Annotated in this window: 20 protein-coding genes; 11 read left to right on the forward strand and 9 right to left on the reverse strand. The window is 58.3% G+C overall.

Translation table 11 applies throughout. From position 1 onward, the window contains the following. Positions 1-104: 104 nt before the first annotated feature. The 4 genes from VO84_RS18275 to VO84_RS18290 all read right to left on the reverse strand — a co-directional run bounded on the left by VO84_RS18275 (position 105) and on the right by VO84_RS18290 (position 3814). Complete coding sequence (locus VO84_RS18275) at positions 105-1100, reverse strand: FAD binding domain-containing protein (protein WP_058189162.1); 996 nt, start codon at positions 1098-1100, stop codon at positions 105-107. A 115-nt stretch (positions 1101-1215) separates the two neighbouring features. Continuing rightward, positions 1216-1923: a (2Fe-2S)-binding protein gene (locus VO84_RS18280; protein WP_408033316.1), complete on the reverse strand. Its 708-nt coding sequence runs from the start codon at positions 1921-1923 to the stop codon at positions 1216-1218. Positions 1924-2165: 242 nt separating this feature from the next. Next, complete coding sequence (locus VO84_RS18285) at positions 2166-3155, reverse strand: aldo/keto reductase (RefSeq protein WP_058189388.1); 990 nt, start codon at positions 3153-3155, stop codon at positions 2166-2168. Positions 3156-3373: 218 nt separating this feature from the next. Further along, entirely contained in the window at positions 3374-3814 is a 441-nt protein-coding gene (locus VO84_RS18290; RefSeq protein WP_058189163.1) for a MerR family transcriptional regulator, read from the reverse strand. 610 nt (positions 3815-4424) lie between these two features. Between VO84_RS18290 and VO84_RS18295 the strand changes: the two genes are divergently transcribed. Together VO84_RS18295 and VO84_RS18300 are read left to right on the forward strand one after the other, a co-directional pair. Continuing rightward, positions 4425-4877, forward strand: a complete 453-nt coding sequence (locus VO84_RS18295; RefSeq protein ID WP_058189164.1) for a nucleoside deaminase — start codon at positions 4425-4427, stop codon at positions 4875-4877. Positions 4878-4879: 2 nt separating this feature from the next. Further along, positions 4880-5680 (forward strand): NIPSNAP family protein, encoded by an 801-nt coding sequence (locus VO84_RS18300; protein WP_058189165.1) that lies wholly within the window; start codon positions 4880-4882, stop codon positions 5678-5680. Between the two features lies 1 nt (position 5681). Here the strand turns inward: VO84_RS18300 and VO84_RS18305 are convergent, their stop codons facing one another. Beyond that, on the reverse strand, positions 5682-6674 hold the full coding sequence (locus VO84_RS18305) for an ABC transporter substrate-binding protein (RefSeq protein ID WP_082662143.1): 993 nt from the start codon (positions 6672-6674) through the stop codon (positions 5682-5684). Positions 6675-6778: 104 nt separating this feature from the next. Between VO84_RS18305 and VO84_RS18310 the strand changes: the two genes are divergently transcribed. Genes VO84_RS18310 through VO84_RS18340 form a run of 7 tightly spaced genes read left to right on the forward strand, consistent with a single transcriptional unit; the run spans position 6779 to position 13587 of the window. After that, positions 6779-7324 carry a nucleoside deaminase gene (locus VO84_RS18310; RefSeq protein ID WP_058189167.1) on the forward strand — a complete coding sequence of 182 codons (546 nt, stop codon included), beginning with the start codon at positions 6779-6781 and terminating at the stop codon, positions 7322-7324. Beyond that, complete coding sequence (locus tag VO84_RS18315; protein WP_058189168.1) at positions 7321-8694, forward strand: FAD-binding oxidoreductase; 1374 nt, start codon at positions 7321-7323, stop codon at positions 8692-8694. Before VO84_RS18310 ends, VO84_RS18315 begins: the two co-directional genes overlap by 4 nt. After that, positions 8691-9485 carry a creatininase family protein gene (locus tag VO84_RS18320; RefSeq protein ID WP_058189169.1) on the forward strand — a complete coding sequence of 265 codons (795 nt, stop codon included), beginning with the start codon at positions 8691-8693 and terminating at the stop codon, positions 9483-9485. The genes VO84_RS18315 and VO84_RS18320 overlap by 4 nt, the downstream gene beginning before the upstream one ends. 3 nt (positions 9486-9488) lie before the next feature. After that, entirely contained in the window at positions 9489-11198 is a 1710-nt protein-coding gene (locus VO84_RS18325; RefSeq protein ID WP_058189170.1) for a CocE/NonD family hydrolase, read from the forward strand. Continuing rightward, entirely contained in the window at positions 11192-11968 is a 777-nt protein-coding gene (locus VO84_RS18330) for an ABC transporter ATP-binding protein (protein WP_157439990.1), read from the forward strand. The genes VO84_RS18325 and VO84_RS18330 overlap by 7 nt, the downstream gene beginning before the upstream one ends. Next, on the forward strand, positions 11965-12756 hold the full coding sequence (locus VO84_RS18335) for an ABC transporter permease (RefSeq protein WP_058189171.1): 792 nt from the start codon (positions 11965-11967) through the stop codon (positions 12754-12756). The genes VO84_RS18330 and VO84_RS18335 overlap by 4 nt, the downstream gene beginning before the upstream one ends. A gap of 12 nt (positions 12757-12768) precedes the next feature. After that, positions 12769-13587 (forward strand): DUF3891 family protein, encoded by an 819-nt coding sequence (locus VO84_RS18340; RefSeq protein WP_197414101.1) that lies wholly within the window; start codon positions 12769-12771, stop codon positions 13585-13587. Between the two features lie 772 nt (positions 13588-14359). Here VO84_RS18340 and VO84_RS18345 read toward each other — a convergent pair. The 4 genes from VO84_RS18345 to VO84_RS18360 form a co-directional block, all read right to left on the reverse strand. Continuing rightward, complete coding sequence (locus tag VO84_RS18345) at positions 14360-18475, reverse strand: carboxypeptidase-like regulatory domain-containing protein (RefSeq protein ID WP_231738065.1); 4116 nt, start codon at positions 18473-18475, stop codon at positions 14360-14362. Between the two features lie 260 nt (positions 18476-18735). Continuing rightward, positions 18736-19131, reverse strand: a complete 396-nt coding sequence (gene hpxZ / locus VO84_RS18350; protein WP_058189174.1) for an oxalurate catabolism protein HpxZ — start codon at positions 19129-19131, stop codon at positions 18736-18738. An 8-nt stretch (positions 19132-19139) separates the two neighbouring features. After that, positions 19140-20087, reverse strand: coding sequence for an acetamidase/formamidase family protein (locus VO84_RS18355; RefSeq protein ID WP_058189175.1), 948 nt, complete (start codon positions 20085-20087; stop codon positions 19140-19142). A gap of 18 nt (positions 20088-20105) precedes the next feature. Continuing rightward, complete coding sequence (locus VO84_RS18360; RefSeq protein WP_058189176.1) at positions 20106-20579, reverse strand: RidA family protein; 474 nt, start codon at positions 20577-20579, stop codon at positions 20106-20108. 39 nt (positions 20580-20618) lie between these two features. On the opposite strand from VO84_RS18360, the gene VO84_RS18365 reads away from it, so the two are divergent. Continuing rightward, a complete protein-coding gene (locus tag VO84_RS18365; protein WP_157439991.1) occupies positions 20619-21497 on the forward strand; it encodes a c-type cytochrome in 879 nt (292 codons plus the stop codon). A 116-nt stretch (positions 21498-21613) separates the two neighbouring features. Continuing rightward, a complete protein-coding gene (locus VO84_RS18370; RefSeq protein WP_058189178.1) occupies positions 21614-22102 on the forward strand; it encodes a DUF2165 family protein in 489 nt (162 codons plus the stop codon). Positions 22103-22172: the final 70 nt, after the last annotated feature.

Below are 22172 nucleotides of genomic sequence, written 5' to 3' on the forward strand. Positions count from 1 at the left end.
TCGCACTGCGCTGGGTGCCCCAGGTTTCGATTTTGAGATCTGGGATACCACGAGGCAAACTCGCGTGAATCGGTTCTTGTCCTTTGTCCCTGGGCTTGCAACTGCTACGCAGTAGTTGCAAGCTTCAGCGTCCTAACCACGCATCTCTTCGCCAACTCCACCTTGAACGCATTATCCCGCCGCACCTTCGCATGCCTCAGCGCAGCCTCAGCCGCCGCCCGAAAATTCGCCTCAGTAGCTTCCTTCCCCATCAGCGCCGCCTCAGCTTCATGCGAACGCCAGGGCTTAGTCCCCACTCCACCCAACGCCACGCGCACATACCTCACGCGTCCACCCTCTACGCGAGCCACCACAGCCGCACTCGCCAGCGCAAACTCATAGCTCGCGCGATCCCGCAGCTTCAGGTATGCGCTCTTCGCACCCTCCACCGGCTTCGGCAGCTCCACATACGTCACCAACTCACCGGCTGCAAGCGCATTCTCAATCTGCGGTGTATCCGCAGGCAGTTTATGGAAATCCGCAAACGCAATCGTCCGCTTGCCGTTCGGCCCCTCCACATGCACCACCGCCTCCAGAGCCGCCATCGCCACGCACATATCGCTCGGGTGCGTCGCAATGCAGTGCTCGCTCGTTCCCAGCACCGCATGTACCCGATGGAACCCATCCATCGCCGCGCATCCCGTCCCCGGCACGCGCTTGTTGCATCCATATCCTCCCGGCTGGCCCGCACTCGGCTCGCGAAAATACGCACACCGCACCCGCTGCAACAAATTCCCACCAGTCGTAGCCATATTCCGCAACTGCGGTGAAGCCCCCGACAAAAGCGCCTGGCTCAGCACCGCATAGCGCTCCTTCACCGTCGAATTCCACGCCAGGTCGCTGTTTCTCACCAGCGCGCCAATCATCAACCCACCGCTGGCAGTCGGTTCAATCTTGTCCAGCGGCAACAGGTTGATATCCACAAGACCGGAAGGCTTCTCAACCCCCAGTTTCATCAGGTCCACCAGCGTAGTCCCACCGGCAATAAACCTTGCATTCACCGCAAAGCCAGCCAGCGCCTTATCCGTCCCCGTCGCCTTCACATACCCAAAACTCTGCATCTCCGTCCTCCAGCAAAAAACCGTGCCATCCTGAGCCGGGTGCCCCAGGTCTCGATTTTGAGACCTGGGATAACTGATCTCTGATCTCTGACCCCTGATCTCTCGGTTCGCGCCGTCAGGTGCGAACCTGCCTCACCGCCGCAACAATATTCCCGTAAGCCCCGCACCGGCAGATATTCCCCGCCATCGCATGTCGAATGTCTTCGTCTAATGGCCCAATCGGCTCCTTCAGCAACGCCACAGCACTCATAATCTGCCCGCTCGTGCAGTACCCGCACTGGTATCCGTCATGCTCCACAAATGCCGCCTGCATCGCATGAAGATTCTCCGGCGATCCCAGCCCCTCAATCGTCGTAACCTCGTCGCCCTCATGCATCACCGCAAATGAGAGGCAGCTATTCACCCGCCGCCCATTCACATGCACCGTGCACGCGCCGCATTGTCCGTGATCGCAACCCTTCTTCGTCCCCGTCAAGTGAATCCGCTCTCGCAGGGTATCCAGCAGCGTCGCCCGCGTGTCCAATCCCTGCAAGCGGTACTCCTTGCCATTCACCCGCAGCGTCACATCGGCCACATGTTCGGCTTCAGCCGGAGCCGCCGCCTCAGGCTCCGTCACCGGCACAGCCTTCGCCAGCGGAGCCGCACTCAGCACACCCGCCGCACCCAGCCCGGAGAGAAACAACCGCCGCGAGAACCCTCCGTTACCGGGTTCCGAAGTCAACGGTTCCAGATCAATGCTTTGCCGCTCCGCATCCGTCGTTGGCGGAGCAGGAACATTACGCGGCCCCAGATGCTTGAAACGAGTCCCAGGAAAATCGGCCACAGTGGGCCTCCTTGATAGAGAGAAATACGAAAAGGCTCCCATCGGAAGGGAACCCGCGAACAACATCCAGAAATAGCTTCCAATACTGGCGTCTACGCCGCCGTGCCCATCATCCTAATTTATTTGCTATACAGTTTTCTGCTCTGTCTATTGCTTAAATCGCGCCAACAACGCGACTGGGTGCCCCACCCTCGCCGCGGTGTTGATTTTGCGGCTAGGGTGGGAGAACTGATCTCTGATCTCTATCTGTTCAACAACCCCATCATCGTCGGCGCATACCGTTCGCCTGCCACGGAGTTCAGCGGAAACTCCGCACTCAGCTTCTCCACCAGCTCTGCAGGAACAACAGCATCCACAGCCGCCGCATTCTCCTCCAGGTACTTCCTGCGCTTCGTCCCCGGAATAGGCACAATGTTCTCGCTTTCGGCCAGAACCCATGCCAGCGCCAACTGGCTTGAAGTCAGCCCCACCCCAGCGGCATACTCCTTCACCTTCTCCACCAGCGCCAAATTCTTCTGGAAATTCTCGCCCTGGAATCGCGGCGAATTCCGTCGGAAGTCATCCGGCTCAAAATCATCCGGGCTCTTGAACGCGCCCGTCAAAAATCCCCGTCCCAGCGGGCTATATGCCACAAACCCCGTGCCCAGCTTTTCGCAGAGCGCCAGCAAACCATCTTCCGGCTCCCTCGACCACAGCGAATACTCCGTCTGCAGCGCCGTAATCTGGTGAACTTTGCAGGCCCGCTCCAACGTCGCTGGCCCAGCTTCACTCAGGCCCAGGTACCGCACCTTGCCCTCTTCCACCAGCCGCGCCATCTCACCCACCGTCTCCTCAATCGGAGTCTTCGGGTCAACCCTGTGCTGGTAGTAGAGATCAATCGTCTCCACCTGCAACCGCTTCAGGCTCGCCTCGGCACTCTTCCGCACATACGCCGGGCTTCCATCCACGCCCCGCTTCTTAGGGTCCGCCGGATCGCGCACAATCCCGAACTTCGTCGCCAGAAAGACCTTCTCGCGCCTGTCCTTGATCGCTCGCCCCACCAACTCCTCGTTGGTGTACGGCCCATACACATCGGAGGTGTCCAGAAAATCGATGCCCAGCTCCAGCGCCCGATGAATCGTGGCAACCGACTCCTGCTCATCGCCAGCCCCGTAGAACTCGCTCATGCCCATGCAGCCCAGCCCAATAGCTGAAACCTCAGGCCCATTCAACCCCAACCGCCGTCTCTTCATTGCATAATCCTCGCAAAAGCATGTCAGCGCGAACGTAGTGGTGCGCTCTCCTAAAGGGCCGTCATCCTGACCGTAGCCGTTTTTCAGGCGGAGGGAAGGACCTGCTTTTAGGATGCGGATTCTACCCATGACGCCGGGTGCCCCAGGTCTGGATTTTCAGACCTGGGACAGCACTTCCGCCAGCTATCCCACCGCCAAGCTAGAAGCTAAAAGCCTCTCTACGCCATCACCATTACGGGCTGCTCTTCCCGCTCAGTCTCTACCGCTTCTGAAGAGCCGCGCAGCCCTAGCTTCTCTTCAATCTTCCTGTAGTTCTCAATCTTGTGTGTCAGAATTGCATGCGCTTTTTCAAGCGCCTCAATCTGCGTCGCAACCACCGACTGGTGGTCCTCCAGGATCTTCCGCCGTTCCAGCGAAGTCACCTCGCCCTGCTCCCGCAGCGCCGCGTACCGCTGCAGCTCTCGGATAGGGATATTCGTATCCCGCATACAGTGCAGAAAATTCAGCCACACCGCATCGGTCTCCGAGTAGCGCCGGTGCCCGTTCCGAGCCCGCCCCACGGGCTGAATCAGTCCAACTCGTTCGTAGTAACGTAGAGTGTGCGTCGTCATACCGCAGCGCTCCGCCATCGTGCGAATGGTATATCCAGCGTTCCGCATACCATCAACGTACTCCTTGAAGCGCGCTCAAAGTCAATTCTTCAACGCCTCGCGGAAACAGGCTTCGCCGTAATCAAAAATCATTATTATCAATTGCTTAGTGGCATAAATCGCAAGTTATGCTTCATTCGCTTTACATTTCTTAAGGTTCCCGTCCAGGCCGCCATCCCCAGCAAAGCCTCACGCTCTTACCGGCACATTACTAAAGTCCAATGCTCTTTCGTACCGTATTCTCGCTCCAGAAAGTTTGCATGCAATTAACCCCATTTGTGCTTTACTCATAATCAGCAGAGAAAAATGACGGCCCGAATCCACACGGATTCGGGCCGTCATTTTTCAGGGAAGAAGGCCCCCCTCCCCCTGGTTTTTGAAGAGCGGGTAACCACTTCCGTTAATAATTGGTAAACAGTAGCGCGAGGCCTGGGAAACTGCACAGTCTTAGAATGAAGATCGCATAAAGATTCTAGTAGGAAGTGTGGAACTCTCCGTAACCTCATAAATACAAACTGCTTCGGACGGAGGGTTGCACAGGATAACTCACGTAGTTGTCCGCAATCGAACAGTCCTCAATCGGAAGCAGTATCATCATCCACACGGATCGAAAGCTCAAATGAATCAAGCAGATTACAACACCATGCTTCAAGTGGCGCTTGAAGAAGCCCGGCTAGGCTTTTCCGAAGGCGGCGTCCCTGTCGGCGCGGCTCTCTTCACTGCTCAAGGAGAACTCCTCGGCCGCGGCCGCAACCGCCGCGTCCAGCAAAACGACCCCAGCATCCACGGCGAAACCGACGCCTTCCGCGCCGCTGGCCGCCAGCGCGGGTACCGCGACAAGATCATGGTCACCACGCTCGCACCGTGCTGGTACTGCTCCGGCCTCATCCGCCAGTTCCGCATCGGCACCCTGATCGTCGGCGAAAGCCGCACCTTCTCCGGCGGCCTCGACTGGCTCCGCGAGAACGGCGTCCATGTCATCGACCTCGACAACGCCGAGTGCTACAACCTAATGCACCGCTTCATCGCCGCCAAACCCGAAATCTGGAACGAAGACATCGGAGAGGATTAACCATGGACCGCCGCAAATTTCTCTCAGCCTCACTAGCCGCCTCCGCCGCTACAATTGCCCCCATGCAATCGACTCAGGCCCAGGATGCCCAGCAGCACATCATCCGCCCGCGTGAGTTCTACCTGCTCCGCCGTTACACACTTCAATCCGGCCCCCAAACCGCCCTGACTGAGAAATTCATTTCGGAAGCGCTGATCCCCGCGTTCTCGCGCCGCAACAGCGGACCCGTCGGAGCCTTCCGCCTGGACGTTGGCCCCGAAACGCCTGCGTTCTATGTGCTGACTCTGGCCCACACTCCCGGGTTCCCCGCCATGCTCGACCAGGAACTCATCACCGACCCGGAATTCGTCAAAGCCGCCGAGCCATTCTGGTCCGCTCCCGCCACGGCTCCCGCTTTCCTCCGCGCCGAATCCACTCTCCTCGTCTCCTTCGAAGGCTGGCCGCGCCTCACCCCATCCGTCAAAGGCGCAAAGCGCATCTTCCAGCTCCGCACCTACGAGAGCCCCAGCTTCCACGCCCATGAAGTCAAGGTCCGCATGTTCCATTCCGGCGAATTCGACATCTTCAAAGCCGCCGGCTTCCGCCCTGTCTTCTTCGGCGATACGCTCATCGGTCCGCGCATGCCCAGCCTTACCTACATGCTGGCCTTCGACGACATAGCCCAACTCGACGCTCAGTGGAACACCTTTCGCAACGACCCCAACTGGAAGAAACTTTCCGCCGACCCGCGCTTCGCCTACGAGGCCATCGTCAGCAACATCACCAATCTCTACCTCAGTCCGTTGTCAGCGTCACAAATCTGAATCATTGCCCGGCAAACTTCAGCGAGTAAGCCTGCGCCGGATCGAAGGCATTCCGCAGAATCCCCAGCGCCTTTAGCTGGTCGTAACTGGCCTGCCAGCGCGCCGCTGTCATCTGGCCAACCTGCGCATCATCGCCAATAAATCCGCCGTCGCGAAGCGCCTGCGCCGTATAAGCCTCCTGCGCCGGGTTCAATGCCGGATTCAGTGTCAGCAGGTACTTGTTCACCTGACTGGGATCTTTGAGGTAATCCTGCCAGCCGCGAATCGTGGCCCTCACAAACTTCTGCACCACGTCAGCATGCTGCTCCGCATACTCCCGCGTCGTGAACTGCACGCGGTAGGGATCATACCCCGAACTGCTGATGAGAATCGTTCGCGCCTCAGCCCCAGCCTGCTTCACGAAAAACGGCTCGCTCGTAATAAATATCTGCTGCACGTAATTCGGATCGGCCAGAAAGTTCGCCACCGAACGCGTTGAGGAAATCTGCTTCACATTCTTGAGGCCATACCGTGCCGTTACATACTTGAGCCAAGTCGCACCGGTCTGTGCCGCAATGGTATGACCTTCGAGATCTTTGAAATCATGAATCGGCGAATCCTTATGGACCATGATCGCCTGTGCATCATGTTGCATCGTCGCCGCCACGGCCCGGAGTGGCAGACCGTTCGAGTTCCACTCCAGAACCTGATCGCTCGTTCCCAGCCCGAACTCCGCCTTGCCATTCATTACCAGTTGTCCACTGCTGCCGTACTGCGGCAGCGGCACAAGCGTCACTTCCAGGCCCTCGGCCTTGTAATAGCCGTTCAGTTGCGCTTCAAAAAATCCGCCATGCTCCGGCTGGGGATACCAATCCAGTTGCAACCGAACCGGCGTCAGCCCATTCGCTGTAGTAGTCGCACCGCCGCGGCAGCCCGAACCCGGAACAACGACACCAGCGGTCAGCAGAACCGCACAAAGAGTCGTCCACACACGCACACGCATTCCTGATCGCATCACCCGGTCCTTAAAAGAGAGCTACTCCGTGATTGAAAGCTATCATGCGTTCGTCCAATGCTTCTTCATTGCTTTCTCATGCACCAACAGTGCAAAGTTCTTATATGGCATTCACTTCCGGCAGCAGCCAGCAACTCGCGCTCGACAATGAGCGCATGGCCTCGCTGGTTGCCTTCACGGCCCGGTCACTGGAAACGCCCACACCACGTCCCTTTGGCGCAGCCATCGTTCACACCCGCACCGGCAAGTTACTTCTCCGCGCATTGAACGACGCACACCGCCAGTTAGATCCCTCTCTTCACGCAGAGGTCCGCGCCATTCGCTTGGCCACGCGCCGTCTCAAGACGCTTTCGCTCGCCGGTTATACGCTGTACACCACCTGCGAGCCATGCCCCATGTGCATGAGCTGCGCCCTCTGGTCGGAGCTGGATAGGGTCGTCTACGGTGCCACCATCGAGGACGCCAAACGCCACGTTCTGCAGATTCACATACCGGCCACGGAAGTCGCCAAGCGCAGCGACATGAACTGCGTTGTCGACGGCCCTGTCTTGCGCGACGAGTGTTACGCTCTCTTCACGCACCCCAACATGCTCCGCGCCTTCCGGGAATGGGGCAAATTCAGGCGGTCCCGCAAGAAGAGGCCCTCATGAGCGAACAGCTCGCCTCAGATCTCCGTCAACTTGTTGCCGATCCTGCGCGCGTGATTACTGCGCCGGCGGTCCTTGACCGCCTCTCGCACGATTTTTACTGGTACTCACCCATCCTGCGTCCGCAGCTCGCAGACAAGCAGGGCGATATTGCAGTCCAACCAGTCAGCGTAGAAGAGGTTCTCGCAATTCTCCGTTTCGCCGGCCAGCATGAGATTTCCGTCACCACGCGCGGCGCAGGCACCGGCAACTATGGCCAGTGCGTCCCACTCCACGGCGGAATCATTCTCGATCTCTCTCTGATGGACAAGCTTGAATCCATCACGGAGGATGGTGTTGCCGTCTGCCAGCCCGGCCTGCGTCTCGGCGCGTTGGAAACTGAGGCACGCGCACGCGGCTGGGAGCTGCGGATGTATCCTTCAACGCTCGTGAAAGCCTCTATAGGCGGCTTCCTCGGCGGCGGCTCCGGAGGCATCGGTTCGGTGGCACACGGCGGTCTACGCGATTTCGATACGGTGCGCGCCTTCGAAGTCGTCACGATGGAAGACGAACCGCGCGTTGTCCTGCATGAAGGCGCAACCGTGCACGAGATTCTCCATGCCTGGGGAACCAACGGTATCCTCACCCGCATCTGGTTCGCCCTTACGCCAGCCGTCGCGTGGACACAGGTTACGATTGCATTCGATGACTATGACAGGGCCTTCGACTTTGCGGAGTCCATCGCTGGCGGTGCCGAATGGACCAAACGCCTCGTGACTGTCTTTGAGTGGCCCATTCCATCCTTCTTTACGCCGGTCAAGCAGGTTGTCCGCCAGGGGAAGGCTCTCGTTCTGCTGATGATTGCCACGGACCAGCTCACCCTGCTACACGGCGCTGCTCAATCCGCAGGAGGCGAGGTGACATTTACCGGGCCGTATGATGGCCCGCGCACACAGCCGCTGCTGAGCGATTACACATGGAACCACACTACGCTCTGGGCAATGAAGGCTGATCCTGCGTGGACCTATCTCCAATGCGGCTTTTCGCCGACGGGCTGCCGCGAGCAGTTCCACAAGCTTCGCGAGCGCTTCGGCGAAGAGTTTCTCTTCCACATCGAGTTCATGAAGAATGGCGAAGGAGTTGTCATTCCCGGCGCAATTCCCGTCGTTCGCTTCACCACACCCGAGCGCTTGCAGGAAATGATTGACTATTGCCGCGCAATAGGAGTGTTTGTAGCTAATCCGCACGTAAACTATCTGGAAGATGGCGGTCGTTTTCGTCCCGATAACATACAACTACGAGCCAAGCAGAAATATGATCCACGCGGCCTGCTTAATCCCGGCAAAATGATCAGCTTTCACAAAGAGAGCTTGGAAGTGGAAACTGCGAAATGAAGACCTGGATCCCAGATGCGCGCAACTTCGCATATCTCACATGGAAGCAGGTGGATGCTCTTCCGCGTGAAACCACGTTGCTGGTTTTGCCCACCGCTGCAATTGAGCAGCACGGCCACCATCTCCCGCTTGCGACGGACACGCTGATCAATAATCTGCTTCTCGGCAACGCGCTTGAGCTCGTTCCTGCCGATCTGCCCATCTATGCTTTGCCGCCCATTTGCTATGGCAAGAGCAATGAGCATCTGGGCTTTCCGGGCACGCTGTCGGTCTCTGCCTCGACATTTCTCTCTATCGTGCGCGATCTCGGCGCGAGCATAGCCGGCGGCGGCTTCAAGAAACTGGTCCTCTACAACACGCACGGTGGCAACGCCTCGCTCGTGGATGTGCTGGCGCGTGATCTTCGTGCGGAGTTCGGCTTGCGAACCTTTTCGCTCTTCGGCTCGCCCGGCGTGACATTCGAAGGTGTCAGTCCACAGGAGCGCACATACGGCTTCCATGCAGGCGAAATCGAAACCGCCTATCTTCTACATGCAACGCCCGAGTTGGTTCACACTTCTGAGTACACTTCGAATTACATTGCCAGAATCGATCAGCCCGAGCTGCTCAAGCCTGAAGGCTCTGCCGCCAACTTTGCGTGGCTCACCCGGGATATAGCGCCGAGCGGTGTCCTTGGTGATCCAACAGCAGCTACTGCGGAGAATGGCGCCCGCTGGGCAACCGAGGCCGCAGCGCGACTTGCTGAAATTCTTGTCGCCATGTACAACTTCGTTCCTAAGCATGGAGCCTGACCCATGGCGCTTGTAGATTGCGGCAATGGAGTGCGGCTGGAACGAGGAGCCGAATGTCGTCTAAGCGATAGCGCGATTCTCGTTTCCGATCATTACTATCCAGAAGGTCAAGGCCCGTGGCCTACGCTCTTCATGCGCCAGCCATACGGGCGCGACATTGCTTCGACAGTTGTCTACGCGCACCCAGTCTGGTTTGCTCGCCATGGTTATCACGTTGCAATTCAGGATGTGCGGGGCAGAGGCGGCTCAAGCGGCGAATTTTATCCGTTCCGCAACGAAGGTCGCGATGGTGCAGAATCCATTGCATGGCTACGGACGCATTCAGCCTGCAATGGCCGCATCGGGATGTATGGATTCTCCTATCAGGGAGCCACGCAACTGCTTGCTGCTGCGGAGCAGCCTGAGGGACTTCTCTGCATAGCGCCACACATGGCTGCCGTCGATCTCTATCATGGCTGGTTTTATCATCACGGTGCATTGCGCTTGTCTTCCACACTTGGCTGGGGCATCCAGATGCTGCGTGAGGACGCCCGCCTCAAGGGTCTGCGCGAGGCAAGTAACAAACTCGAAGCCGCGTGGGCCAGCATTCGCTCTCAGTCTGCTTTTGCACCCTATGTTTCACATCCGGCACTTACAGATCCAGCGCTTCCGAGCTATCTCCGGGATTGGATGACGCACCGCGAGCCGGGGAATTACTGGACGGAACAGGACATCAGCGCGAGGCTTAATCGAGTTTGCGTACCGGCGTTGCATATCTCTGGTTGGTTCGACACATATCTTGAAGGCTCCATAGCCGGCTACGTTGCATTGCGCGATCATTCAGGCACAGAGTTCGCCAGGAAGAACCAATACCTGCTTGCCGGTCCGTGGATTCATATTCCCTGGGGCGACCGCGCAGGCGAAGCGAATCTGGGCGACGCTGCCAATCTCAATACGGACGAAATTCTTCTGCGATGGTTTGATCATTGGCTCAAGGACGCTGAGACATGGAATGAAGAGCCACGCATCCGCTATTTTTCTCTCGGATCGAATGATTGGTGCACGGCGGAGGAGTGGCCCGCGGAAGCAGACTATCCACTCTATCTGCATAGCAGTGGTAACGCCAACTCCCGCAAAGGCGATGGAATCTTGACAGCTCACGCACCTGACGGTGATGAGTCTCGCGATGTTTTTGTCTACGATCCGGAGGTTCCCGTTATAGCTCCCGGCGGACCGCAAGCGATGAGCGGTCCATTCGATCAGTCCGTTCTTGAAATGGGCAATAATCTGCTCGTCTATACTTCAGATCCGGTAGCACAGACGACGGAGATCTTTGGTCGGCCGCGCATCAAGCTCTATGCCGAAACATCCGCGCCGAATGCAGATTTTACTGCCAAGCTGGTGCGCGTGATTTCGAGTGGACGAGCAGAGTTTTTGTGCATCGGCGTTGCCAGGAGTTCCTGGCTCTTCAGGGATGTCGCTTATGCAGCGGACACGATCCAGCTGTGGGAGTTCACTCTGGAACCAATCGCTTTTGTGCTCGCGCCAGGCGAGCGGCTTCGGCTCGAGATCGCCAGTTCGGCATTTCCGCTTTATGATCGCAATTCTTCCAACGACATTCCGCCGCAACTGGCTGATAACTGGAACTGGGTGCGGTCCACACAGCAGGTCCTCCATGCTGTCGCATATCCTTCGGCCCTCTATCTTCCAATGAGGGGAGAACCGGGATGGTGACCGAGATAGGTACGATTCCGGAGATTGTGCTCCACGGAGTGGAGAAGCGATTTCGCGGTGGTAAGCCTGTGCTGCAGGACATCTCGCTCAATATTGAGCGAGGCGAGTTTGTAAGCATTCTTGGACCGTCCGGTTGTGGCAAATCGACGCTCCTGCGGATTGTTTCTGGCCTGAGTCCTTTGACCGCAGGGTCAATCAGTGTGAATGGCATGACTACGGAAAATGCGCGTCAGATGATGAGCTTTATCTTTCAAGATGCGACGCTGCTTCCCTGGCGTACGGTCGAGCAGAATGTAGGCCTTGGCCTGGAACTGGAACGCGCTGCACGTACTCTTCGCGAAGAACGTGTGGAGCAGATGCTGGAGCTTGTGAGGCTGGACAATGTTGCGCAAAGCTATCCGCGACAGCTTTCGGGCGGGATGAAGATGCGTGTCTCGATTGCGCGCGCGCTTGTCAGCCGGCCGCGCATTCTGCTGATGGACGAACCTTTTGCGGCGTTGGACGAGATGACGCGTGATCGTATGAATGAGGAGCTTCTTCGACTCTATAGCGAACAAAAATGGACTGTTCTGTTTGTGACGCATTCGGTGGCAGAGGCGGTTTTTCTTTCTTCCCGAATCATTGTTCTCGCGCCGCATCCGGGGCGAGTGGCGCATGATGTTGCAGTAGACCTGCCGTGGCCGCGCACTGCGGAGACGCGCGAATCGGATGCGTTTGAGGCAGAAGTTACGCGTGTATCGCGCCTGCTGAGAGGAGCGCTCAACGCATGAAGAAGCGGGCGTGGCTTGTCACAAACAGCGCTATCGTTCTTGCGTGCCTGATCGGGCTGTGGGCAGGCGCGGTGGCGGTGGCGCACATTCCTGTCTACATGTTGCCAAGTCCGGGTGCAGTTCTCGCTGCTGCGTGGGAGCGCTATCCTTCGCTGATCAACTCGCTCTGGATTACGACAATGGAGGCAGTGGGCGGACTTGCTGCCAGCATCGTTGTTGGAGTTGCCGCTGCGTTACTTTTCGCCCAATGGCGCTGGATGCGGCAGCTTGTGTATCCGTACACGATTCTGTTGCAGACGGTGCCGATTGTTGCGATTGCGCCGCTGATTATTAACTGGGTTGGGCCAGGAATCCAGGCGGTGATGCTAGTGACTTTCATCATTTGTCTTGCGCCGATTATTGCGAATACGACGCAGGGGCTTGTCAGTGTGGATCGTAACCTGGTCGATCTTTTCCTGATGCATAAGGCGACACCGGCGCAGATACTGCTGAAGCTGAAGCTGCCTCATGCGCTGCCGACTCTGTTTACCGGAATCCGGATTTCGGCAGGCATTGCGGTGATTGGTGGCATTACCGGAGAGCTCTTTGCCGGATCCACTCGCGTGGGTGAGGGCGGGCTAGGTTATTCCATTATTTATGCGAATAATCAGATGGAAACAGGCTACATGTTTGCATTGGTGGCGGCGGCGACACTGCTGGGGTTTGGTTTTTTCTTTCTGGTGATGTTCTTCGAGTGGCTGGCGCTGCATCACTGGCATGAATCCACGCGCGAAGCGGCAGGGGAATAGACGATGCTGCGGATGGAAACAGAGACAGGCTGGCAACTGATTACGCATCCTAACCATGCGCGGCTGGCGGGTGCGTTTGCCGCAGCTTGGGGCAATGAACGCTTTCGCAGGCCGGAGCCGCGGGAGCGTGTGTTGCATGGGATTGCTTCGCATGATGACGGCTGGGCGGCGAGGGATGCGGCGCCTTCGATTACGCGGCTGGGAAGACCATCGGCGTTTTCGACGGAGCTTGTTGGAAAGTACTCGGCGTTTGAAGAGATCGACATTGCGGACTACCTTGCTGTGCGCGATAGAGCTGTGAGGATCATTGCGGAGCGTGATCCTTATGCGGGGTTGCTAGTGGCGATGCATACTTACAATCTGTTGACGGAACATGCGGACCGCTCGACGATTGCTCCTGAGGGGCTGGTGCTGCTGGATAAGTTTCTCGCTGCGCAGAGGGTGTACCAAGGTGTGCTATGCGAGGCGATTGCGGCGGATGCGGGGTTGAGTACTGAAGAGAAATCAGAGCAGAGGATTGTGGAGCATTTCCGGCTGCTGCAGGCTTGTGACAATCTTTCGTTGTTGGCTTGCGTGGCGTATGACAGGCCAGCGCATCTCTTGCATCCGTTGCCTCTGAGTGATGGCGGGACGGCGGAGGTTCGGGTTGAGGCGTTGGGGGTGCGGGAGTTTCGGTTGACGCCGTGGCCGTTTGCTGAAGCGGAGTTGGTGTTTCAGTTTCCGGCGCGGCGGGTTGAAGGGAAATTGTTCTCGTCTTCCGAGGAGCTGACTGCGGCGTTTCGGACTGCTCCGGTGGAAGAAATGAGTGTTCGTTTGCGGACGATGGCGTGAGTTATCCTGTGCAAGGCTGATTTGTAAGCTATTTATTTTGCTAGATTTGGAGGAGATTTTACACTCCTTATTGAAATCTTTATGCGATCTTCATTCTAAGACTGTGCAGCTTCCTCAGGCCTCGCGCTACTGTTTACCAATTACTAACGGAAGTGGTTACCCGCTCTTCAAAAACCAGGGGGAGGGGGGCCTTCTTCCCTGAATGACGACGGCCCGAATCCATGTGGATTCGGGCCGTCACTTTCTCTGCTGATTATGAGTAAAGCACAAACGAGGCTAATTCTACGCAAACTATCTGAAGAGGTGAGACGTTACGAAAGGACAGTGGACTTTGGTAATGGGGAAGACGGCGAAAAAGGGACCAGGAACAGAGGAAAAGCAAAGCGGGGCCTTCCCTCTCTAACCCCACGAACGAAGACTTATTTGTAGGGAACCTGGTCCGCTAAGGTCAGGATGACGGCATTTGGTGGTGGGTTGAAGGGAGTGCTATCCCAGGTCTCAAAATCGAGACCTGGGGCACCCATCATTGTGGCTGAAGGAACGAAAAGCAAGAACAAAAGTAACCGCAGGTCCTTCGACTCGTTTGGCGCGTATGCGCCAAACTTCGCTCAGGATGACATAACTTTGGGCGTTCGCTCAGGATGACACGGTGTTGGCAGGCGGGACGCTGCGGCCAGGATGATACTCGGTTTGGGTAGGGAATGGGCTTTGGGGAAATGAAAGGGCGGCTCCAGTGGGAGCCGCCCTTTTTGTGTGGGGAGGGAGATTGATTTTAAAACTTCAGGTTGAGGGACATCTGAACCTGGCGTCCACTGCCGATGGTGTGCTGGACGATTCCGAGGCCCTGAGGGCAGTAGTAGAGACCACCAGGGCCAGGAGAGGCTGGGGTCGAGGTACTGCAGCCAGTGGGCAGTGGGCTTTGTCCCGGCGGAAGGTAGCTCGGGAAGTTGTTGTAGTTAAGGTTCTGCGCGACCTCATTGCCGGGGATGTCGAAGCTCGGCGTGTTGGAGAGGTTGAAGACGTCAAGAGTGAACTTGAGGTCGACCTTGTCCTTGAAGTTAACGGACTTACCGAGCGAGGCGTCCGCGCGTTTCTGGAAGGACTGGCGGAAGATATTGCGCTGGCCAGAGGTGAAGCCTGTTTCGTAGGGGTCAGAAGTGGGAATTGCGCTGCCCAGGGATCCGGGAGCGAGCAGCGGAAGCGTGAAGCAGGAGGGATTGAGGGCTGTGTAGCCATTGATGGGATAGAAGGCGCCGGAGTGGCCGGTTTTTGCGGACTTGGCGGAACATCCCTTAGCAAGTGGCACGATGGGGTTGGTGATGCCGTCGAAGGTGGAGTAATAGATGCTGCCGATTGCGCCTGAGAAGTCGATGATGCTGTAGGGCTGGCCGCTCTGAAGAACGGTGATTCCGGTCAGGGACCAGTCGTCAACGAACTTACCGAGGAGCGAGTTCTTCGGGGCCATGTTGGGAACCTGGAAGATGTAGTTGAAGTTGAGGACATGGGTGCGGTCGAAGTCGGCAAGGCCGTATCCGGAGCGGAGATCAAGGGCGTTGTTGCCGTTGTAGAAGAGGCCGAGGCCGCTCTGTTCATCGGTTGCGTGCGAGTAAGTGTAGGATGCGCCGATCTGAAAGCTCTTGCTCATGCGCTTTTCAATATGGGCCTGGAGGGCGTTGTAAGCGCCGATGCCGGCGGCGACGTACTTGATGGATTCAGCGGCATAACCGATGTAGGGAACGCGCAGGTCGACGTTTCCACCTTCAGCGTTCGCCATGTAGCCGGTGCCGTCCGGAAGCGTGGCGGGCGAGCCGACGGTATAGCCATAGCTATAGTTCTGCTGCCACGTGCCGCCGCCGAGGAAGGGGCTTGTGGGCGAGGCGATGTTGGCCTGGTTCATGGGCACCGGAATGACCTGGTGGCGGCTGAGGTTGCCGATGTAACCGAGCTCAATGGCGAGGTCGTTTCGCGGCTGCCATTGCAGATCGAGGGTGTAGTTGACGGTGTACGGCAGCTTGTTGGCGCGGTCGTAGACGCCGAGGGAGATGGGCACGCCGTTGTTGACGATCTCGCCCTGGTTAGGAGTGTTGGGGCAAATGCCGGGAATGCCGGAGAGACCGGTGTTGGCAATCGAGCAGGCATTGGGAAGGTGAGCGGAGAGATCGGTTGCCTTGGGATTATTGGGCGCAGCGAACTGTTTTGAGGTGCCGTAAGGATTGGCGAGGTCGCCGGTTTCATCTGTGGGCGCAGCGAGGGGCGGGCCGAAGGTGTTTTCTCCGCCGCAGGTGGGAATGTAGTAGTTGTAGAGCGACTGGGTTCCGGCGGGGCACTGGGAGACGTTGACGAAGGGAAGCTGCTGGTTTACGCCGAAGGGACCGCCTGTGACAGTGCCGAGGGCGTAACCGGGCGAAAAGTAGCTGAAGAGCTCACCGCGGTCATAGTAGAAGCCGCCGCCGGCGCGAACGACAAGCTTGTTGTGGAAGAGGCCTGGCTGCCAGGCCGCACCGACGCGAGGCGCCATGCCCCACTGGCGTCCGGTGAGGGTGGTGTTGCTGATTCCGTGCGTGCCGTTGGCATTATTGCCGGCGATGATGAGGCCGGGGTTGAGAATGGTGTCCGAAGAGGTGCAGTAAGAGTAGGCGTTAGGATCGCTGGTGCTCTGCGTGCAGTTATCGGGACTTGTCCCAGGGTCGAAGTTGAAGATACGGCCATATTTCTCAGTGAATCCACCGTCCCAGTCATAACGCAGGCCCGCGGTAAGGGAGAGCGTGGGCGTGATCTGATACTTGTCCTGCACGTACATGCCGAGCTGGTTGGCGCGGTAGTAACGGTTGGCGTTGCCCTGGAGGAAGGAGGTGACGTAAAAGCCGGTGGCGCCGCTGCCTGGGGAGACGAAGCCCTGCGCGAATGCGCTGAAGTCGTCCGATGCGATGGTGCCGGCGTTGGTGCGCTTGTCGATGGTGTTGAGCTGTGTGTAGGTGTAGCCGGCACCGAAGCTCAAGGTGTGCTTGCCGAGCATCCAGATGGCATTGCCGGAGGGGGCAATGCGGTTTTGGAACATGCCGGTGTTGGGCGCCTGGCCTTCCGCATTGGGGCCGATGTTGAGGATGCCGGTGCTGGGCGTTCCCTGAGCGTAACCGGTGGCGCCGAGCACGTTCACGATGGAGACGCCGGGGAAGTAAGTGGAGCCGAACATATTGATGTTGGGCGTACCGAAGGGCGTGGAGGGCATGTTGTTCGGGCCCCAGGGCTGCTCATTGGTGGCGTAGATCTTCTCGCGAATGAAACCCAGGGTCTGGGTGGTGGAGAGGTTGGACTTGATGATGTAGCTGTTGATGATGGAGAAGACCTGCGCGCCGGAGTCGAGATGCTCAGTGAAGCCGGGGACGCTGGAATAAGAGTAGGGAGCGAGCGTGGGATCGTGCTGATAGAAGTACTTGAGCGCGAGAGTGTCCTTGGAGCTGGCATTCCAGTCTACGCCGGCCACGGCGAGATCCGCCTTGAAGCGGCCGGTGCCGGGCAGGAAGGAGTTGTATTGCTGGTTGGGGCCGAGGGTGGAGGACGACTGGTCGTCGGGGATGAGGTACTTGCCGGGCTCCCCGGGAACGGAGGGCAGATTGAAGAGCTGCAAGGCCATGGGATTGATCTGCGGTGTGGTGAAAGGCGCCGTGCCGTCGTAGGGAGAGCCCACCCAATTTTCGCCGGAGTACTGATTGTTGAGGATGCCTGTGAGGCAGGAGGCGTCACGCGTGGTGCATTGACTGAGGCCGACGGGGACGTCGAGGAAGCCATCGCCGATCTCCTGGTCCGCTACAGACAGGTGCTGATAGGAGAGGAAGCCGAAGAGCTTGTCTTTGATGATGGGTCCGCCGAAGGTGCCGCCGATGAGATTGCGGTGCAGGTCGGGATTCTTATAGGCGGCGGGAACGTCGGCATCCTGCTTGAAGAAGAAGGGCGCGGCGTTGATCCAGTTCGTGCCGCGGGTATAGTAGACGCCGCCGTGATACTTGTTGGTGCCTGAGGCGGTGTTGAGATCGATGTGCGCGCCGGAAGTTGAGCCCTGCGTGGCGTCATACATGGAGGCGTTGACTTTGACTTCCTGCAGGGACTCAGGGGCGGGCGTGGGGATGGCGTTGCCGATGGAGAGATAGACCGAGGCGACAGACTGGATGACGCCGCCGCCGCCGCCGCCCGAGGAGCCGGTGCTGTTAATGACGCGGGCGGAGCCAACCTGGCTGGTGCTCTTGCCGTTGAAGAGGTTGGTGGAGTCAACGCCGTTGAGCGAGAAGCTGTTGGAGCTGTCGCGCTGACCGTTGGCCCAGATGGGCTGGTTGCCGAGGCCGCTGTTTGCGCCGGTTCCACCGGAGAGCTCGGCATTTACGCCGGGCGTGAGAATGGCTGCGCCGGTGAAGCTGCCGGTGGGCAGCGGGATGGCGTTGAGCTGCGTGTTATCGAGGACGTAGCCGACGGTTGTATCGACGGCGTTCATGAGCGGAGTGGCATCGACCTCGATGGTTTCGCCTTTGGCTGCTGCGACTTTGAGCTGAGCATTGAGCGAGATGGTGCGGTCCGCCTGGACATTGATGTGGGCGGATTTCTGAATGTCAAAGCCGTCTGCGGTGAAGGTGAGCGTGTATGTGCCGATGGGGAGGTTGACGAAGTTGTACTCGCCTTCAGCGTTTGTCTTGACCGTGCGCGTGAGGGAGGTCTGCTCGCTGACGACGGTGACGGTGGCGTTAGGAATGACACCGCCCGAGGCGTCCGATACCGATCCGGTGATGCCGCCGAGCGTCTGCTGCGCGAGAGTGAGCGTGGTGGACAACGCGATGGCTACGATGAGTACAAGCAGCCTGGGAAGCAGGGAAGCAACAGAGCGGATGGAATATCTCAAGTGACGGCCTCGGAAGAGAAATTGCCTCAAGCCCTGGCGCATGCACCGGAACTGTGAGGGATCGTGGTTCCTAAGTTGTTGAGTTGCTCAAGAATGTTGGAGAAAAGCCGAACTGCCGCGATTGAATCGCTTGTGTTTTGTCTCGATCGGCTTGACCACGGGTATGTAGACAGGATACCGGCAAAGGCGGAAATTTCAATGAGAAATTCACCTTGAAATGAGTCGCGGCGTGGTTCTACATGGATTCCTTACGCGGTTCTTTATGGCAATAAGGAAACGTGGGCGGCGACGATGCGCCAGCCTTCCGGAAAGCGGACCCAGGTTTGGGATTGGCGGCCGCGGATGGGGCCGTTTGGGGTGGTGCGCTCGAACTCGAGGGTAATGCTGGCGAAGTCGCGGCCGAAGGAGACGATGTCCTGGCGCGTGATGGTGCGGGCGAGGTTGGTGGCGGGACGGGATTTGCGGAAGGATTCGATTTCGGCGATGCCGTGGAGGTTTTCTGTTACGCCGAAGCGGGAGACTTGGGGCGAGTGCCAGAAGAGGGCGATGAGGGTTTCTACGTCATTGGTGACTAGGGCGCGCTCGTATTGGGGGTAGAGGGTTTCCAGCTCGGCGATGACTTCCGGATTGTTGATTGCGGGGTCGTTGATGGTCATGTTTTTGATTATGTGGTGGGGAAGAGTTGGCGGTCGGGGAGGATGTGTTTGGAGATGGAAGCGCTGACGGTGTGGATGGGTTCGTTGACGACTTGCGAAAGACGGAGCTTCATGGCGACGGAGCAGAGGATGTAGGCGTGGATGGGATCCAGGCTCCAACGGGAGACTAATAGATCGATCATGCGGGAGGCGGCGGCGCGGGCGGCGTCTTCGAGGCTGGAGCTGGTTTCGACGATGAGCCATTCGCCGGAGGGTGAGGCGGGGGTGGTGTCGGGCGCGGCTTCGACGATGGGGGATGAGAGCGGCTGATTCTTGTGGAGGCGGAAGCGGAGGTTGACGTCGAGCGGGCACTCGATGCCGTTGATGCAGACTTCGCCGTCGCCTTGTGCGGCGTGGCCGTCGCCGCAGCTGAAGAGCGCGCCGGGAACGAAGACGGGTAGATAAAGCGTGGCGCCGGCGGAGAGCTCGCGGACGTCGAGATTGCCACCGAAGGGGCCGGGTGGACGCGTGCGGAAGCTGCCGGTATCGGTGCGGGCTACGCCCATGACTCCGAGGAAGGGGCGGAGCGGGATGGTGGCGGGGAAGAGCGAGGTGGTGTGGTCGGCGTCGAGCTGCCAGTGGAAGAGATATGGAGTGCGGAAGCGGTCTTTGAGGAAGCCGAGGCCTTCAACGATGCTGGACCAGCCCCAGCCATGATGCTGCGTGGAGAGGATGTCGACTTGGAGGACGTCGCCGGGTGCGGCGTCTTCGATCCAGATGGGGCCGGTGAGGGCGTGGATGCGCGTGCGGTCGATGGAGAGATATTGCTCGACGGTCATGCCGGGATGGACTTGCGAGCCGCTGGCGTCGACGCATTGGATGGAGACTTCATCGCCGGAGGTGATGCGAAGGCGCGGAGGGAGGGAGTTGTCCCAGATGGAGTGTGTTGGTTGAGCGATGAGAGTGTGTTGAGGCATGGCGGCTATTCGTCCTGATTATTTTTCCTGGATGCGGACGGTCATTTGCAGTTCGACGAGAGCGTGGCGCGGGAGAGCGCTGACGCCGACAGCGGCGCGGACGTGGCGGCCGGATTCGCCGAAGAGAGCGATGAAGAGATCGGATGCGCCGTTGATGATAGCGGGGGAATCGGGGAAGCCGGATGCGGCGTTGACGTAGCCGTTGACGGAGAGAATTTCGGCGATGGCGTCGAGGGTGCCGAGTTCACGCTTGAGGACGGCGAGTTGTGTGAGAGCACAGGCGCGGGCGGCGGCGTAGCCATCTTCAATGCTGCGATCGGTGCCGGCCTGGCCGGTGATGGCGCCTTCAGGGCCGGTGGAGATGACGCCGGAGAGGTAGGCGATGGGACCGACGCGCTTGAAGGAGACGTAGTTGCCGCCGGGCGCTGGCGGTGCTGGAAGGGCGAGATTTAATTCGTTCAACTTTTCTTCTGCGTGCGATGTGGCTGCCATGGTGTCTTCGACGATAGCACGACTCCTTTTGAAATTTTCATGCCGCTCAGAGTACGATGGGCCATGCGCTTGTTTCTGGCACTGCTGCCGGCGCTCTTCATGGCAGCAGCGATACCATCAGTACCTTCCCCTATTGAGCTTCACTCGGAACGCTCTTCGCCAGGTGACCTTGAGATCGGTGGCGAACTTGCGGGAGTTCCGAAGGGAGCGACGCGCTATTTGCGCTACGACGAACTGCTGAAGCTGCCGCAGAAGACGTTCCAAGTTACCGACGACAATTTTCATACGACTGCGGAGATCGGCGGAGTTACGCTGTCTGACCTGGCGAAGCTGCTGGGCGAGCACGCAGACATGATTGTGGCGATTTGTTACGACAGCTACCGGAGCGATTACTCGCCTGAGTATCTTGCGGCTCACGATCCATTGCTTGTGCTACGCGTGAATGGGAAGCTGCGCGATAGTTGGCCGAAGGCTCCGAACGGCGATGCGCTGGTGCCATATACGATTGCGAATCCGGCATTCAAGCCGAGATACAAGGTGCTGGCGCATGATGATGAGGAACAGGTTCCCTACGGCGTGACGCGGCTGGAGTTTCGTAATGGGGCGCATATCTATGCGTCGATTCTGCCAGGCGCAGCGTGGCGCGAGAACCATCAGGTGATGGACGGGTACAGGATTGCGCGTGAGGATTGCTTCCGGTGTCATAACTCCGGCGCTGAAGGCGGCACGATGGGCAAGAGAGCGTGGCCGCAGCTTGGCGAGGATGCGGTAAAAGATCCGGAGCGCTTTCGCAGGGTCATTCACGATCCTGAGAAGGTGGTGCCCGGAGCGCGTATGCCAGCTGCGCCCAACTATGACAGAGCTACGCTGGATGCGCTTGTGGCATACTTTCGTACGTTTGCATCGGAGAAGCATTAGTACTCGATTGTCGAAAGAGCATCCCTCAGGGCCTAAAGGCCCAAAGGTTTTTTGTGGGTTTGATTGCCGGGGATAAATCCCCGGCCTACCTGCGCACATGAGAGGAATATCGATTGATGATGACTCGTATTGCGAAGCTGCTGCTGCTGTGCGGTATCGCGCTGTTTTATACGCTGGTGGTGTTTAACAATCTCACCGATTTCGATTCGAACTACCAGTTTGTGCACCATGTGTTGGCGATGGACACGACATTTCCTGGTAATCATGGGATGTGGCGGGCGTTGCCGCTGCCTGCGGAGCATCTGGCGTTTTACTGGGGCATTATTGCGTGGGAGATTGTGACGATGGCGCTGCTTTGGGTAGGCGCGTGGAAGCTGTTTCGCGCGCTGCGGAAGCCAGCGGTGGAGTTTCATAGTGCTAAGCAGTTGGCGATTGGAGCGCTGGCGCTTTCTATGTTGATGTGGCTGGTGGCGTTTCTAATTGTCGGTGCGGAGTGGTTCCTGATGTGGCAGTCAAAGATTTGGAATGGGCAAGAGGCTGCGTTCCGGATGTTTGTTGTGGTGGGGATTGTGTTCATCCTGATGGTGCAGGCGGAGACTGAGTAAGAGACGAGGGCCCACGGGACCGATAGTGGCTAAGAAGGCTTATACGAAGTTGGCTTATGTGGTGAGGCTT

Source organism: Occallatibacter gabretensis (assembly GCF_001449115.1).
In the GTDB taxonomy this organism is placed as follows: domain Bacteria; phylum Acidobacteriota; class Terriglobia; order Terriglobales; family Acidobacteriaceae; genus Telmatobacter; species Telmatobacter gabretensis.

Bases quoted from the DNA above. Each gene is read 5' to 3' on its own strand.
- VO84_RS18275 (WP_058189162.1), bottom strand. From the start codon at position 1,100: ATGCAGAGTTTTGGGTATGTGAAGGCGACGGGGACGGATAAGGCGCTG.
- VO84_RS18285 (WP_058189388.1), bottom strand. From the start codon at position 3,155: ATGAAGAGACGGCGGTTGGGGTTGAATGGGCCTGAGGTTTCAGCTATT.
- VO84_RS18290 (WP_058189163.1), bottom strand. From the start codon at position 3,814: ATGCGGAACGCTGGATATACCATTCGCACGATGGCGGAGCGCTGCGGT.
- VO84_RS18295 (WP_058189164.1), top strand. From the start codon at position 4,425: ATGAATCAAGCAGATTACAACACCATGCTTCAAGTGGCGCTTGAAGAA.
- VO84_RS18300 (WP_058189165.1), top strand. From the start codon at position 4,880: ATGGACCGCCGCAAATTTCTCTCAGCCTCACTAGCCGCCTCCGCCGCT.
- VO84_RS18305 (WP_082662143.1), bottom strand. From the start codon at position 6,674: ATGCGATCAGGAATGCGTGTGCGTGTGTGGACGACTCTTTGTGCGGTT.
- VO84_RS18310 (WP_058189167.1), top strand. From the start codon at position 6,779: ATGGCATTCACTTCCGGCAGCAGCCAGCAACTCGCGCTCGACAATGAG.
- VO84_RS18315 (WP_058189168.1), top strand. From the start codon at position 7,321: ATGAGCGAACAGCTCGCCTCAGATCTCCGTCAACTTGTTGCCGATCCT.
- VO84_RS18320 (WP_058189169.1), top strand. From the start codon at position 8,691: ATGAAGACCTGGATCCCAGATGCGCGCAACTTCGCATATCTCACATGG.
- VO84_RS18325 (WP_058189170.1), top strand. From the start codon at position 9,489: ATGGCGCTTGTAGATTGCGGCAATGGAGTGCGGCTGGAACGAGGAGCC.
- VO84_RS18330 (WP_157439990.1), top strand. From the start codon at position 11,192: ATGGTGACCGAGATAGGTACGATTCCGGAGATTGTGCTCCACGGAGTG.
- VO84_RS18335 (WP_058189171.1), top strand. From the start codon at position 11,965: ATGAAGAAGCGGGCGTGGCTTGTCACAAACAGCGCTATCGTTCTTGCG.
- VO84_RS18340 (WP_197414101.1), top strand. From the start codon at position 12,769: ATGGAAACAGAGACAGGCTGGCAACTGATTACGCATCCTAACCATGCG.
- hpxZ (WP_058189174.1), bottom strand. From the start codon at position 19,131: ATGACCATCAACGACCCCGCAATCAACAATCCGGAAGTCATCGCCGAG.
- VO84_RS18355 (WP_058189175.1), bottom strand. From the start codon at position 20,087: ATGCCTCAACACACTCTCATCGCTCAACCAACACACTCCATCTGGGAC.
- VO84_RS18360 (WP_058189176.1), bottom strand. From the start codon at position 20,579: ATGGCAGCCACATCGCACGCAGAAGAAAAGTTGAACGAATTAAATCTC.
- VO84_RS18365 (WP_157439991.1), top strand. From the start codon at position 20,619: ATGCCGCTCAGAGTACGATGGGCCATGCGCTTGTTTCTGGCACTGCTG.
- VO84_RS18370 (WP_058189178.1), top strand. From the start codon at position 21,614: ATGATGACTCGTATTGCGAAGCTGCTGCTGCTGTGCGGTATCGCGCTG.